The sequence below is a fragment of the Ruegeria sp. CG11 genome (assembly GCF_056537245.1).
The window spans coordinates 885,925-899,879 of record NZ_JBQFRE010000001.1 but is presented as its reverse complement, the minus strand read 5'-3'; the positions used below and the strand labels follow the sequence as shown (position 1 = coordinate 899,879).

The following is a 13,955-nucleotide window of genomic DNA, read 5'->3' as shown; positions in this document are numbered from 1 at the left end:
TTATCGCTCGCAAACGCCGCCTTTCGGCTTGATTGTCTTACACACGCTGCGCTGCAGCATCAATATTTGTGATCACCGAACGAATTTCCTGCAGGTTTGAAAGGCCCATTTGGCCCATATTGGCAAGCATGTCCTGACGCAGGATGTCGATGACATGCGCGGGCCCATTTGCGCCCAAGGCGCTGAGACCATACAGGAATCCGCGCCCGAGCATGACAAAATCCGCGCCCAGTGCCAGTGCGCGCAGGATATCCAGGCCGCCTTCTATGCCGCTGTCGAAGATTAGAGGCAAATTTGTAGCCTTTCGGATTAACGGTAGCACATTGATACTTGCGGGGGCTCCGTCAAACTGGCGGCCGCCGTGATTCGAAACCCAAATGGCATCAACACCAACCTGTTGCAGCCGCTCGGCGTCCTCGGCCCGCATCACGCCCTTTACGATAAATGGCCCGTCCCACGCGTCACGCAGCCATTCAACATACTCCATGTCGGGCGAGGTGCGCAGCAGGTAACCCACATGGGCGGTCGGCGGCAGAGCGCTGTCGCCGTCAATATACTTGTCCAGTGTCCGCATCCGGGGCATCCCGTTTTGCGCCATGCCCAAGGCCCAGGCCGGACGCAGGGCAATCTGGGCCAGCAGGCGTGGGGTCAGCCGCGGAGGATTGGTCAGGCCGGATCGTATTTGCCGTTCACGGCGCGAGGCGACCGGGACGTCAACGGTTAGCACCAAGGTCGAGAACCCCGCCGATCTGGCGCGTTTCAGGATATCTGTGCGAATGTCCGGGTCTTTTGGCGGGTACAACTGAAACCAGGCGTTTTGCCCAAGATGAGGGGCCAGATCCTCGGGGCTTTGGCTGGCGACCGTCGAAAGCGTATAGGGCAGCCCCGCCTTGGCAGCAGCACGTGCCAGCAACCCCTCTGCGTCCGGCCAGACCAGACCGGCCATCCCGATGGGCGCAATACCAAAGGGCAGGGGAAAATCCTGTCCCAAAAAACGCGTGCCGGTATCGCATTCAATCGGGCCCTGCAGGATCGCGGGCAGAAACCCCACCTGATCCAGCGCGGTCCGGTTTCGGTGCAGCGTGGTCTCGATGCCTGTGCCGCTTGCCAGATATTCCCAGACAAAGAACGGAATCCTGCGCTGTGCGCGGCGCTTCAGGTCGGCAATGCCGGGGAATGAGCTGTGCAGGTCCATATGAATTGATCCAACCTGCCGGGCGATTCTGCAAGGTTTTCAGGCGGCTGAGGCCGGAGGCGGGGATTTGCGCGGCCGTTTGTGCTTGGCATCCGCCACCGTCGACGTGACCGAGGCTGCCCCTTTGGCAACCTGTACCTGATTGCGGCCCTTGTCTTTGGCCATGTACAGCGCGTCGTCCGCCGCGCGCATCAAATCCTGCGGCATGGTGCCATGTGCCGGGTAGTGGGCGACGCCCACAGAGATCGTGATGCGCGGCAGGGATTTCTCACCATACCGGACCGAGACAGCCTCGACCGCCTGCCGCAAATGTTCAGCCCGGGTCATGGCATCGTCAGGTGTGTTGTCCGGCAGGATCAGCATGAACTCCTCACCGCCAATGCGGCAAGCGACCTCATCCCGGTCGCAGCCCTGTTCCAGAGCCGATCCGACCGCACGCAGCACCATGTCGCCTGCGTCATGGCCATGGGTGTCGTTGAACTTCTTGAAATGATCGACATCCACGGCAATGAGGCTTAGCGAGGCGCCGGTCTGTTGACTGCGGCTGATGGATTTGCGCAGTGTTTCGGTCATGTGGCGACGGTTGAACAATCCGGTCAGGGGGTCGCGCACCGACTGGTCATGCAACTGATCGCGCATCCGGACGTTTGCGATCGCCATGCTGATCTGTTCGGCGCAAAGCTGGGCCAGCTTCTTGCTGGAATGAAAGACCTCGTCACAGCCCTCATGCGCCCGCAGATGTAAAAGACCAACCGTTTCCCCATGCGCCAGAATGGGAAAGCAGAAATAGGGTCGCCCGTCATGCGGCTCGGCATGTTCACAGACAAAGTCGATCTCGGATGCACCGTATTCATAAGTGCGCCCCCGCCGCAGGCCCCAGCACCCTTCCGGATGGATATGGGCCTTGTGCGTGCCGCCATTCCAGCTGGCGCAACCATCCAGCACATCGCGTGAATTGGAATAGACATATACACTGCCTTCGGCCTCGGGCAGGATATGAGTCATGAAGCGCGAGACCATGTCGAACAACTCGTCCAGTGATCGGCTGGATTGCAGCCATTCGTTCAATTCGCCCAGCAACCGAACCTCGCGCGCAAGGCGCAGTTGGTCGTCCATCAGCTCTCGCTCTTTCGCGGCGCGGCCCCGCAGGCTGCGCACTTGCCGCCGGTTCGCGCGGAAAATGACCAGCGTCACGACTGAAAGGGCAAGCAGGGCGACGCCGCTGAGTACGGTCAGCAACAGCCGGACCCGATTGACGAACAGGTTTCGAACCTGCGTGATGTCCGAGTAGAACTCGATCGCGCCGACAAAACGCCCTTCGCGGATGACGGGGGTATAGATTTCGGCGACATGACGAGTTTGCGGCCCGCTGACCTCAAGCATGTTACCGTCCAAATTGTCGACTTCGGTCAGGGGTTTCTCTTCGTGTTTGTAGACGATGTTTCCCCGGCCCAGCACGTCGCTGAAATAGGCGTCGCTGTTGACCTTACCCACATCCGACGGGCGGGTTGACCACAGGACGCGCCCCGCATCGTTAAAGAGTTTGAACCGGTAGATGTCCGATGTCGCGGGCAGCAGTTCCAGAAACTCTTTATCATGGGCGTCCAGCGCGCCGGTGCGAAAGGTGGCGTCAACGTCTTCAAGGTGCGAGACCACCTGCCGGTTCATCTGTGTCGCGGCGTGGCGCAGGTCGGATTCCAGCATCCGGTCGACCACTGGCGCGGGAATCGCGTAAATGCCCCAGGCTGACAGGGTCGTGAGACCTCCCATCGTCAGAATGATGCCAGCAAGTTTCAGACAGGACATCATGCCCGACCCGTCAGTGTTTTTCATGATCCGCGCTCCCACAGCTTTGACCTGAGCATCGGATGCACGCTTTGACAGTGGGTTAACGCGGGCGCGGCGCAGGGAAGCGTATTGGTTAGAATTGACGGAAAAGAGGGGTAAAAAACTGTGCGAACAAGGGGTGAACAAACTCTTTCCCTTGGCGCGTATCCAGCGTAGTTTGGGGGCATGAGCAGTTTCGACGAAATGGACGCCTTTGAGGGCGCATCGCTGTCACAGCGGGCCATGGCCGCGCGGCCTACGCCTTATCTGGACGAACTGAACCCGGCGCAGCGCGAGGCGGTGGAGCGGCTGGACGGTCCGGTGTTGATGCTGGCCGGGGCGGGGACGGGCAAGACCAAGGCCTTGACTGCACGTATCGCGCATCTGCTGAGTACCGGCCGGGCGCGTCCGAACGAGATTCTGTCGGTGACCTTCACCAACAAAGCCGCGCGCGAGATGAAAGAGCGTGTGGGCCGCCTGCTCGGCCAACCGGCTGAGGGGATGCCGTGGCTGGGTACCTTTCATTCGATCTGCGTCAAGTTGCTGCGCCGCCACGCGGAATTGGTCGATCTGAAATCGAACTTCACTATTCTGGATACAGACGATCAGTTGCGCCTGCTCAAGCAACTGATACGGGCCGCCAATATCGACGACAAGCGGTGGCCCGCGCGGATGCTGGCGGGGATCATCGATGATTGGAAAAACCGCGCGCTGACGCCCGATAGGGTGCCTGCGGCGGATGCCGGGGCCTACAACAACAAGGGTATTGAGCTTTATGCCCAGTACCAGACCCGACTGCGCGAACTGAACGCGGTGGATTTCGGTGACCTGCTGCTGCACATGGTCACGATTTTCCAGACCCATCAGGACGTTCTGGAGCAATACCAACGCTGGTTCCGCTATATTCTGGTGGACGAATATCAGGATACCAACGTCGCCCAATACCTGTGGCTGCGACTGCTGGCCGGGGCGCACAAGAACATCTGTTGTGTGGGGGATGACGACCAGTCGATCTATGGCTGGCGCGGGGCCGAAGTGGGCAATATTCTGCGGTTCGAAAAGGACTTTCCCGGAGCGTATGTGGTGCGGCTGGAGCAGAATTACCGCTCGACCCCACATATTCTGGCCGCCGCGTCGAATGTGATCCGTGGCAATGAAAGCCGCTTGGGCAAAGAGCTGTGGACCGACGCGGAAGAGGGCGAAAAGGTCCGCCTGATCGGTCATTGGGATGGCGAGGAAGAAGCCCGCTGGATCGGCGAGGAAATCGATGCGATGCAGGGCGGCACGCGCGGCGTGCGGCCCATCGGGCTGGATGAGATCGCGATTCTGGTCCGTGCTTCGCACCAGATGCGCGCGTTCGAGGATCGGTTCCTTAGCATTGGCCTGCCTTACAAGGTGATCGGTGGCCCCCGATTCTATGAGCGGATGGAGATTCGCGATGCTATGGCCTATTTCCGGCTGGTGGTTAGCCCCGGCGATGATCTGGCGTTCGAGCGGATCGTAAACACCCCGAAACGTGGTTTGGGCGATAAGGCGCAGCAGACAATCCAGATGACGGCGCGCGAGAATGGCGTGTCCTTGATCGATGGGGCGCGGATCGCGGTCGATAATGGGTTGATCAAGGGCAAAGGCGGCAAGGCCCTGCGCGAGTTGATCGACGGGCTAGCGCGATGGAATGCGATGACGCGCGGACCTCGTATCGAGGTCGAGGATGACTCGGTGATTGATGACGGTGCGCCACTGCGGTTCGGGGAACCCGAGGTATCGCATATCGAACTGGCGCAGATCATTCTGGACGAATCCGGCTATACCGCCCACTGGCAGAACGAAAAGACGCCCGAGGCTCCGGGCCGGCTGGAAAACCTCAAGGAACTGGTCAATCAGCTCGATAACTTCGAGAACCTTCAAGGCTTCCTGGAACATGTCAGCCTTGTCATGGACAATGAGCAGGAGGGCGACGGGGCCAAAGTCTCGATCATGACCCTGCACGCGGCTAAGGGGCTGGAGTTTCCCTCAATTTTCCTGCCGGGGTGGGAAGACGGCCTGTTCCCGTCGCAACGGTCGATGGACGAGTCTGGGCTCAAGGGTCTCGAGGAAGAACGGCGGCTGGCCTATGTCGGTATCACCCGCGCCGAAGAGGTCTGCACGATTTCTTTCGCCGCCAACCGGCGGGTGTTCGGTCAGTGGCAGAACGCGATGCCGTCGCGATTCATCGACGAACTGCCCGAAGATCATGTGGAAGTGCTGACGCCTCCGGGCCTGTATGGCGGCGGACAGCCAGCTGCGGGGATCGAAACCCGCGCGGCTGAGGCGAACGTCTATAACTCACCCGGCTGGAAACGGTTGCAGGCGCGGCAGGGGCAATATGGTACGTCGCAGCCGCGCGAAAGCCGTAACACGGTGATCGATGCCACTGCGCTGGCCAGTTTCACGCTGGGCGAGCGCGTGTTTCACCAGAAATTCGGCTATGGCGCGGTGATTGGCATCGAAGGCGATAAGGTCGAGGTCGATTTCGACAAGGCGGGCACGAAAAAGGTGGTTTCACGGTTTTTGTCAGCCAAGGACGACGTGCCGTTCTAAAGTCCTTCGACCAGAACCATATTCGTCGTCGCAGTCCGCTGCCGGATTTCGGCCAGTTTGATATAATCCGGATCGTCCTTCCAAGCCTTTGCTGCCTCAAGAGAGGGAAACTCCATCAGGACGATTCCGTTTTCGGCCCAAATGCCTTCGATCACGTCGACGGGTTTGGATGAAACTGTCAGTAAACGACCGCCGTGGCGGTCAAAGATCGGCATGAAGCCCTCTAGGTACGCCTGATATCCCTCGGGGTCGTGAATGGAAATCTGCGCGATGAAATAGGCGGCCATTGGAAACTCCTCACAACTCGTTCGAGCTTCCATTCTACATACAGGCGCAAAAAACAAAAACGGCGGTTCCCAGGGAGGAGGAGGGGAACCGCCGTTCTTTTCAACACCAGAGCATGGAGGAGGAGAGCCCTGATGTATCCGAACCCGGGTTTGATCCCGGTATGAGGAAGACGCGGCAACGTCAGGGAGGAGGAGAGACGTCGCCGCGCGCTTTCAACACCGGGAAAGGGAGGAGGAGTACCCGGTGTGTCAGTTTCCGGCGTTCAGGGCCGGTATAAGGTGCGGCGACATCAGGGAGGAGGAGAGATGTCACCGCAGAAATACAGGTCCAAAAGGGAGGAGGAAGGACCTGATCTCGGTTATGTCGTTTCGCGCTTAGTGCGCGGTGTATTCTTCGGCCGCTTGCTGTGCCAGGCGGCGGATCATCGAGCGGTGCAGGCCCAGATCGGCCAGTTCGCGGTTCGACAGCTCGGACAGTTCGTTGACTGTCTGGCTGTAGACGCGATACCGAACGAACCGCGTTTTGACGGCATCGATCAGCGAAGCCAGACCAGTTGCTGGTGCGCCTTTGATTGCGCTCTGATGTGTTGCTGCTGCCATCTGCGTTACCCGATAGTTCTTGTCGTTGCCGGTGTGGCCCGGCGTTTGCTTGAGATTGAAAATAGGCAAATGCTGCAATTGCACAATAGCTCACGTCGTCAATGCCGCTATGCAGCAATTGCATAGTTATCAATGCGTTGGGTACCTGCGTGCCTAAAGGCCTTTAAAGTAAGGGTTTTGCGACTTTGTTCACGACCTCTGTACGTTGTTGCGCGGTGCGGCGCGTGTGTGACTGATTCCTCTTTGGGCGCCTTCTGTCGAAATTTGTGCGTTATGAGATTGCCGAGAGATGGTGGGGCCAGTTGGCGCTATTTCCAGTACATGGGAAATCATGGGTGCAGGGTGGGGTGGTTTGGATTTGTGGCCCTGAATCGCGCCGCTCTGAGTGATTCGCGGGGATCTCCAGCTAGAAATGGTGTCCATAAATGAGATTTTTTGGAAATGAGGGAAGTTTTTTGGGAATTCATGGGACCTCATGGAGGTCAGGTGTTTCGTCTACATATTGTGCCTGTGTTTTTAAGGGTGTCCGATTGTGGTGTGTTTTTCCCGATTTCCTTTTGTTTTTAGTTTGGATATGTTGTGAGTCCATTTGTGAATCAGTGAAATTTCCTGTTGATTTCCATGAATTCCCATGGCATCCCTTATACATCCGATGAGGACGAGGCACATGGGGCGCCAAACGACCCCGAAACAATAAAAACAGGTTTCATACAGGCATCTCGCTTTCATCACTCAAGAGATCCGGCGCGCGGGCGAGCAGACATCCCCCCAGGTGGCGCGCGCAGCTGGACATCCCGCACAGCGGGTCAATGCGGCGGGTTGATCAGTGGCAGCAGATCAACCCGCCGTTTTTCATCCGGGGGGACGTGAAATTTAGGTGGGGCGCAAGCGAAAGGGACAATCGTCTTGGCGCGCAGGTTTAGAGGTGAAAGCCACCACAAGGTGGATACGAAGGGCAGGGTGTCGATCCCGGCCTCGTTTCGCCGTGTGCTAGAGGCCTCTGACCCGAACTGGCAGCCCGGTGACACTCCTGAACTGGTGATTGTCTATGGCGACCACCGCCGTAAGTTCCTAGAATGCTATACCATGCAAGCGATCGACGAGGTCGACGACAAGATTGACGCGCTGCCGCGCGGCTCGATGCAGCGGAAGATGCTGCAGCGCATGTTCCATGGTCAGTCCTTTCCGACAACGGTGGATGAGACGGGGCGGCTGGTGCTGCCTGCCAAGCTGCGCACAAAGATCGGGCTTGAGGGTGAGGCATTCTTTATTGCCGCTGGTGATACCTTCCAGATCTGGAAGCCGGAAACCTACGAATCCGAGGAACTGGCGGCCGCCGAGGAATGGCTGGACGAACAGCCCGAGGACTTTGATCCTCTGGAGTTCCTAGATGGCGTCGGGGACGCGTAACGGCATGGCCGGCGCTGAAACCCCTTCCGACAAACCTCATATTCCCGTTTTGCTGCGCCCATTACTGGCAGCCGTGGCTCCGGTGTCTGGCGTTTGGTTGGATGGCACCTTCGGGGCAGGCGGGTACACACGTGGATTGCTGGAAGCTGGGGCCGACAAAGTTATCGGCGTAGATCGCGATCCGCTGGCCTTTGATATGGCGGCAAACTGGGCAGGCGATTACGGCGACCGTCTGGTGATGCAGCCGGGCGTCTTCTCGCGAATGGACGAATACGCGCAGGATCTGGATGGCGTAGTACTAGATCTCGGTGTGTCCTCGATGCAGTTGGATCAGGCCGAGCGCGGTTTTTCCTTCATGAAGGATGGTCCACTGGACATGCGTATGAGCCAGGAAGGTGAAAGCGCTGCTGATCTGGTGAATACGGCGACCGAAGCGCAACTGGCTGATATCCTTTTCCATTTCGGTGAGGAACGCGCCAGCCGTCGTATCGCAAAGGCCATCGTCAAAGCGCGGGCAGAGGAGCCGATCACCACAACCCTGCGTCTGGTCGAGATCATCGAATCCTGTCTGCCACGTCCCAAGCCGGGGCAATCGCACCCTGCAACGCGCAGCTTTCAGGGGCTGCGGATTGCAGTGAATGCGGAATATGAAGAGTTGTTTCAGGGCCTTATGGCTGCTGAGCGGGCGTTGAAACCGGGTGGGAAACTGGCCGTTGTGACATTCCATTCCATCGAAGACCGCATGGTCAAACGGTTCCTCCAGTCCCGTGCAGGAAAGACCGGGCGCGCCAACCGCTACGCGCCCGAGGTGGAACAGGAATTGCCGCAATTCACGCTCAAGACCCGTAAGGCCGTGGGTCCGGATGAGCAGGAATTGCAGGAAAACCCGCGCGCGCGCTCGGCCAAGCTGCGTGTGGCGGTGCGGACCGAGGCTCCGGCGGGGGAAATTGAGGCCCGCGCCATTGGGATGCCGCAACTTGGGGGAAGGGCGAAATGAAGAGTGTTTTGTATATGTTGACCGCTCTGGCCGTGTTCGGACTGGCGCTTTGGGCGTATCAGGAGAACTACCGAACCCAGCAGGTCGTAAAGGAAACGCAGAAGCTGCAGCGGGAAATCGGCATGGCTCAGGTCCGGCTGGCCGTTTTGAATGCTGAATGGGCTTATCTCAACCGTCCCGACCGGCTGCGCGAGCTGGCTGATCTGAACTTTGAACGTCTCGGCCTGTTGCCGCTGCGGGCAGAGCAATTCGGCCGTGCCGATCAGATTTCATACGCCGAAGACCCGGATCTGCCCATCGTCGATCCGATTGAGCTGCAGGCCATCACCAACATTCAGGCGCTGGGTGAGGTGCAGATTCCATGACCCGCACGCCCCTGCGCCCTCTGGCCCGAATCCTCGACGCGCGCGCTCGGGGCGAAAACCCCAAGGCGATTGAGCGCGAGAACATCCGCCAGCGTCACGAAGACATGAAAGACCGCGCCCGCGCCCGTGCCGAAGGGCGCCTTTTGGTATTGGGTCTGTTCTTTTTCTGCGCCTTCTCGGTGGTTGGTGTCCGTATGGGCATGTTGGCTACATCCGAGGCGCAAGAGCCGATTGCCAGCGCACCCGGGGCCGCGATTGCCATGCAGCGCGCCAATATCGTGGATCGCGAAGGGCGCATTCTGGCGACCAATTTGGACACTTATTCCGTTTACGCTCAGCCGCCTCTGATGATTGATCCGGTTGCCGCCGCTGATCAACTGGTGGCGATCTTCCCCGATCTGGACAAAGAGCGGCTGGTTAAGGACTTCACCGGCAACCGCAAGTTCCTGTGGATCAAGAAGCGTATCTCGCCCGAACAGAAGCAGGCAGTTCACGATATCGGTGATCCAGGTATTCTATTTGGCCCGCGTGAAATGCGGCTGTACCCGAACGGTCGTCTGGCTGCGCATATTCTGGGTGGGTCCGGCTTTGGACGCGAAGGCGTTAGCGCCGCCGAGGTGATCGGTGTGGCCGGCGTTGAAAAACAGTTCGACGACTATCTGCGTGACCCGGCCAACGGCAACAAACCGCTGCAACTGTCGCTGGACCTGACCGTTCAGGCGGCGGTCGAGCAGGTGCTGTACGGCGGTATGAAAATCATGAACGCCAAGGGGGCTTCGGCGGTTTTGATGAACGCGCATACGGGTGAGGTGGTCTCGGCCGCCTCGTTGCCGTCTTTTGACCCCAACGATCGCCCGCGCCCACCGACCTCGGGCTTTGATCCGTCGGATAGCCCGCTGTTCAATCGCTATGTGCAGGGCGTGTATGAGCTGGGCTCGGTTTTCAAAATCTTCACCGCGGCGCAGGCCGTGCAGTTGGGGCTGGTGAACTCCGAGACGATTATCGACACCTCCGGCCCGATGCGGATCGGGCGGTTCCCGATTGGTGAGTTCAACGGCAAGAACTACGGCAAGATCAGTGTTGCGGATGTGATCGTCCACAGCTCCAACCGGGGCACGGGTCGGCTGGCGCTGCAGATCGGTGCAAAACGGCAGCAGAACTTCCTGAAATCGCTGGGCATGTTCGATCCGACTCCGTTCGAGATTGTCGAGGCGAAGGGTGGCGAACCGCTCAAGCCCAAGAAATGGGGCGAACTGAGCACGGTGACCATTTCTTATGGCCACGGGCTGTCGACCAGCCCGATGCACCTTGCCGCTGGCTATGCAGCGATTGCCAATGGCGGGCACTATGTCAGCCCGACCATCCTGCGCAAGAACGGCCCTCAGTACGGTCCGCGTGTGTTGTCTGAAAACGCGGCCACGCAGGCGCAGAGAATGCTGCGCAAGGTGGTAACGGACGGCACGGCCAGCTTTGGCGACGTGGCCGGTTATGATGTGGCTGGCAAGACCGGCACGGCTGACAAGCCAAAGCCGCGCGGCGGCTACTACGATGACAAGGTGATCGCGACTTTTGCAACGATCTTCCCGGCCTATGATCCGAAATACGTGCTGATCGTCACGCTGGATGAGCCGTCCATCGTGGCCTATGGCGAAAAGCGCCGCACGGCGGGCTGGACGGCGGTTCCTGTGGCCGCGGAACTGATCGGTCGCATTGCCCCGTTGCTGGGCCTGCGTCCCCGGCTTGAGCCTGAGGCACGCGCTGCTATAACCCTGACCTCAAATTAGGCTGTCCAACAAAAGGTGGGTCATGGGCACAAGGACAAAAACACTCAGCCAACTGGCCCTGACCGCGCGGGGCGGCGCAAACCCCGAGATCACCGGGCTGGCCGTTGATAGCCGCGAAGTCAAGGACGGTTACCTCTTCGCGGCCCTTCCCGGCACCCGCGTTCATGGCGGAGAGTTCATCCAGTTCGCCCTGCGCATGGGCGCCGCGGCGATTCTGACCGATGCCGAAGGGGCCGAGATCGCAGCCGAAGAACTGGCAGCATCAGATGCGGCATTGATCGTGGTTGAAGACCCACGCCAGGCTCTGGCCGGATGCGCTGCGCTATGGTTTGGCGCTCAGCCGCAGACGATTGTGGCCGTTACCGGAACTAATGGTAAAACCTCGGTGTCTACTTTTGTCCGCCAAATCTGGATGGAGCTTGGTCATGCGGCGGTCAACCTCGGCACCACGGGTGTTGAGGGCGCCTGGACCGCACCGCTGGCGCATACCACGCCCGAGCCGATCACCCTGCACCGCTGTTTGGCCGAAGCCGCCGAGAACGGCGTGACTCATGCCGCGATGGAGGCGTCCTCGCACGGTTTGGAACAACGCAGGCTAGATGGCGTGCATCTGGCCGCTGCGGGGTTTTCGAACTTTACGCAGGACCATCTGGATTATCACGAAACCTTCGAGGCCTATTTCGCCGCCAAAGCTGGGCTGTTCGACCGTGTTCTGCCGCAGGACGGGACCATGGTCATTAACATGAACGATCCTAAGGGCGCCGAGGTCCGCAAGATCGCCGAGGCGCGCGGTCAGTCGGTTCTGACCGTTGGATCGGGTGATGTTGACTTGTGTCTGATGAACCAACGCTTCGACTCGACCGGACAGGACTTACGCTTTTCATGGCAGGGCAAGGTGTTTCAAACGCGCCTCAACCTGATCGGAGGGTTTCAGGCCGAGAATATCCTGCTGGCCTGCGGTCTGGTGATTGCCGCCGGTGAGGACCCTGAGCGTGTGTTCGAGACCTTGCCGCATCTGACAACCGTGCGGGGTCGTATGCAACTGGCCGCCACGCGCGAAAACGGCGCGGCAGTGTTTGTCGATTACGCCCACACTCCGGATGCGGTGGCGACGGCGCTTAAGGCGATGCGCCCGCATGTCATGGGCCGTCTGATTGCCATCGTTGGCGCAGGTGGCGATCGCGACGCCACCAAGCGCCCGTTGATGGGTCAGGCTGCCGCTGAGAATGCAGACGTAGTCTTTGTCACTGACGACAACCCGCGCAGCGAAGATCCGACCTCCATCCGCGCAGCTGTTTTGCTGGGCGCCCCAGAGGCCACCGAGGTCGGCGACCGGGCCGAGGCGATCTTGCGAGGTATTGATGCCTTGCAGCCCGGCGACGCTTTGTTGATCGCAGGGAAAGGGCACGAAACCGGCCAGATTGTCGGCGATCAGGTTCTGCCCTTCGACGATGTGGAACAAGCCAGCATCAGCGTCGCGGCGCTGGACGGGAGGGTGGCATGACGCTCTGGACTGCGGCTGAGGCCGCCGAAGCCACCGGTGGGCGCGCCACCTCTGATTGGGCGGTGAACGGCGTCTCGATCGACACCAGAACCCTCCAGCCCGGAGATCTGTTTGTGGCGCTCAAGGCCGCGAGGGACGGGCATGATTTCGTGGCGCAGGCGTTGGAAAAAGGGGCGGGCGCGGCGTTGGTGTCTCGCATCCCTGAGGGCGTACCTGAAGACGCGCGGCTGTTGATCGTCGATGACGTGCAGGCCGGGCTTGAGGCGCTCGGGCAGGCGGGTCGCGCCCGGACGGACGCGCGCGTCGTGGGGGTAACCGGTAGTGTTGGCAAAACCTCGACCAAGGAAATGCTGGCCACTATTCTGGAAACGCAGGGAAAAACGCACGCCAGCGTGGCCAGTTACAACAACCATTGGGGTGTACCCCTCACACTGGCCCGAATGCCGCGTGACACCGAATTCGCCGTGATTGAGATCGGCATGAACCACCCGGGTGAGATTGCTCCGCTGGCGCAGCAGGCCCGCCCGCATGTGGCGCTGGTGACGACTGTTGCGGCGGTGCATCTTGAGGCCTTCGAGTCGGTTGCGGGCATCGCCCATGAGAAGGCCGCGATTTTCGAAGGGCTTGAACCCGGCGGCGCGGCCATCGTGAATGCCGATATCGATCACGCGGACATCCTGCGCCAGACTGCGCAGGAACACGGGGCAGGGATCGTGGGCTTCGGCCGCAATGCTGCGGACTACAAATTGACCGACGTGATGCAAAGTTCCGACTCGGTTCATGCCGGGGCGACCGTCGGCGGCACGGCTATAACGTATGACGTGCAGTCTGCAGGAACGCATTTTGCGATGAACGCACTGGGTGCCTTGGCAGCTTGTGTCGAGATGGGTGTCGATCTGGATGAGGCTATCGCCGGATTGCGTCAATGGTCTCCGGTCAAAGGGCGAGGCGTGCGGGAAACGCTGCCTTTGGCAACAGGTGGGCAGATCGAATTGCTGGACGACAGCTACAATGCCAACCCCACCTCGATGGAAGCAGCACTGGATGTGTTGGCCGCGTCGCAAGGCGCCCGCCGGATCGCGTTTTTGGGCGATATGAAAGAGTTGGGCGGGCAGGAAGTTCCTATGCACGCCGGAATGGTTGATGTCGCGGCAATGGCGCGCGTGGATCAGGTTCACTGCATCGGCCCCTTGATGAAGGCCTTGCACCAGGCGCTGCCCGAAGAAAAACGCGGGCTCTGGTTCGAGACCAGCGCTGAGATGGCCGAGCGCCTGCCGAAATTGATCTACGCGGGGGACACGGTGCTGGCCAAGGGCTCGCTTAGCATGGCGCTGGCTCAGATTGTTGACGGTTTGCGGAAAATGGGGCAAGGGAGCGCGCTTGAACCATGATTGCCGCCTAGGAAA

The 13,955-nt window shown here is 59.8% G+C and carries 11 protein-coding genes; 7 read left to right on the top strand and 4 right to left on the bottom strand.

The features are described 5' to 3' along the window. Nucleotides 1–37 precede the first annotated feature (37 nt). Nucleotides 38–1,195, bottom strand: a complete 1,158-nt coding sequence (locus ACR0KW_RS04425) for an alpha-hydroxy acid oxidase (protein WP_480803909.1) — start codon at nucleotides 1,193–1,195, stop codon at nucleotides 38–40. Nucleotides 1,196–1,234: 39 nt separating this feature from the next. Beyond that, the gene (locus tag ACR0KW_RS04420; protein ID WP_480803908.1) at nucleotides 1,235–3,028 is read right to left on the bottom strand and encodes a sensor domain-containing diguanylate cyclase; all 1,794 of its coding nucleotides are present in this window, start codon (nucleotides 3,026–3,028) and stop codon (nucleotides 1,235–1,237) included. Nucleotides 3,029–3,208: 180 nt separating this feature from the next. Here ACR0KW_RS04420 and ACR0KW_RS04415 point away from each other — a divergent pair, with 180 nt between their 5' ends. Next, nucleotides 3,209–5,602 carry an ATP-dependent helicase gene (locus ACR0KW_RS04415; protein ID WP_480803907.1) on the top strand — a complete coding sequence of 798 codons (2,394 nt, stop codon included), beginning with the start codon at nucleotides 3,209–3,211 and terminating at the stop codon, nucleotides 5,600–5,602. Here the strand turns inward: ACR0KW_RS04415 and ACR0KW_RS04410 are convergent. Beyond that, nucleotides 5,599–5,889: a DUF1330 domain-containing protein gene (locus ACR0KW_RS04410; protein ID WP_170325754.1), complete on the bottom strand. Its 291-nt coding sequence runs from the start codon at nucleotides 5,887–5,889 to the stop codon at nucleotides 5,599–5,601. The two genes, ACR0KW_RS04415 and ACR0KW_RS04410, sit on opposite strands and share 4 nt — an antisense overlap. A 375-nt stretch (nucleotides 5,890–6,264) precedes the next feature. Then, on the bottom strand, nucleotides 6,265–6,489 hold the full coding sequence (locus ACR0KW_RS04405) for a DUF1127 domain-containing protein (RefSeq protein ID WP_480803906.1): 225 nt from the start codon (nucleotides 6,487–6,489) through the stop codon (nucleotides 6,265–6,267). A gap of 906 nt (nucleotides 6,490–7,395) precedes the next feature. On the opposite strand from ACR0KW_RS04405, the gene mraZ reads away from it, so the two are divergent. From mraZ to ACR0KW_RS04375, 6 genes are read left to right on the top strand one after another with little or no spacing between them, the layout of a single operon-like run. Then, nucleotides 7,396–7,899: a division/cell wall cluster transcriptional repressor MraZ gene (gene mraZ / locus ACR0KW_RS04400; protein WP_475210650.1), complete on the top strand. Its 504-nt coding sequence runs from the start codon at nucleotides 7,396–7,398 to the stop codon at nucleotides 7,897–7,899. Nucleotides 7,900–7,903: 4 nt separating this feature from the next. Continuing rightward, nucleotides 7,904–8,896, top strand: coding sequence for a 16S rRNA (cytosine(1402)-N(4))-methyltransferase RsmH (gene rsmH / locus ACR0KW_RS04395; protein ID WP_480804195.1), 993 nt, complete (start codon nucleotides 7,904–7,906; stop codon nucleotides 8,894–8,896). Continuing rightward, nucleotides 8,893–9,261: a cell division protein FtsL gene (gene ftsL / locus ACR0KW_RS04390; RefSeq protein ID WP_480803905.1), complete on the top strand. Its 369-nt coding sequence runs from the start codon at nucleotides 8,893–8,895 to the stop codon at nucleotides 9,259–9,261. Before rsmH ends, ftsL begins: the two co-directional genes overlap by 4 nt. Beyond that, a complete protein-coding gene (locus ACR0KW_RS04385; protein WP_480803904.1) occupies nucleotides 9,258–11,045 on the top strand; it encodes a peptidoglycan D,D-transpeptidase FtsI family protein in 1,788 nt (595 codons plus the stop codon). The genes ftsL and ACR0KW_RS04385 overlap by 4 nt, the downstream gene beginning before the upstream one ends. Before the next feature lie 22 nt (nucleotides 11,046–11,067). After that, entirely contained in the window at nucleotides 11,068–12,549 is a 1,482-nt protein-coding gene (locus ACR0KW_RS04380; RefSeq protein ID WP_480803903.1) for a UDP-N-acetylmuramoyl-L-alanyl-D-glutamate--2,6-diaminopimelate ligase, read from the top strand. Then, nucleotides 12,546–13,940: a UDP-N-acetylmuramoyl-tripeptide--D-alanyl-D-alanine ligase gene (locus ACR0KW_RS04375; protein ID WP_480803902.1), complete on the top strand. Its 1,395-nt coding sequence runs from the start codon at nucleotides 12,546–12,548 to the stop codon at nucleotides 13,938–13,940. Before ACR0KW_RS04380 ends, ACR0KW_RS04375 begins: the two co-directional genes overlap by 4 nt. The last annotated feature ends 15 nt before the right edge of the window (nucleotides 13,941–13,955 follow it).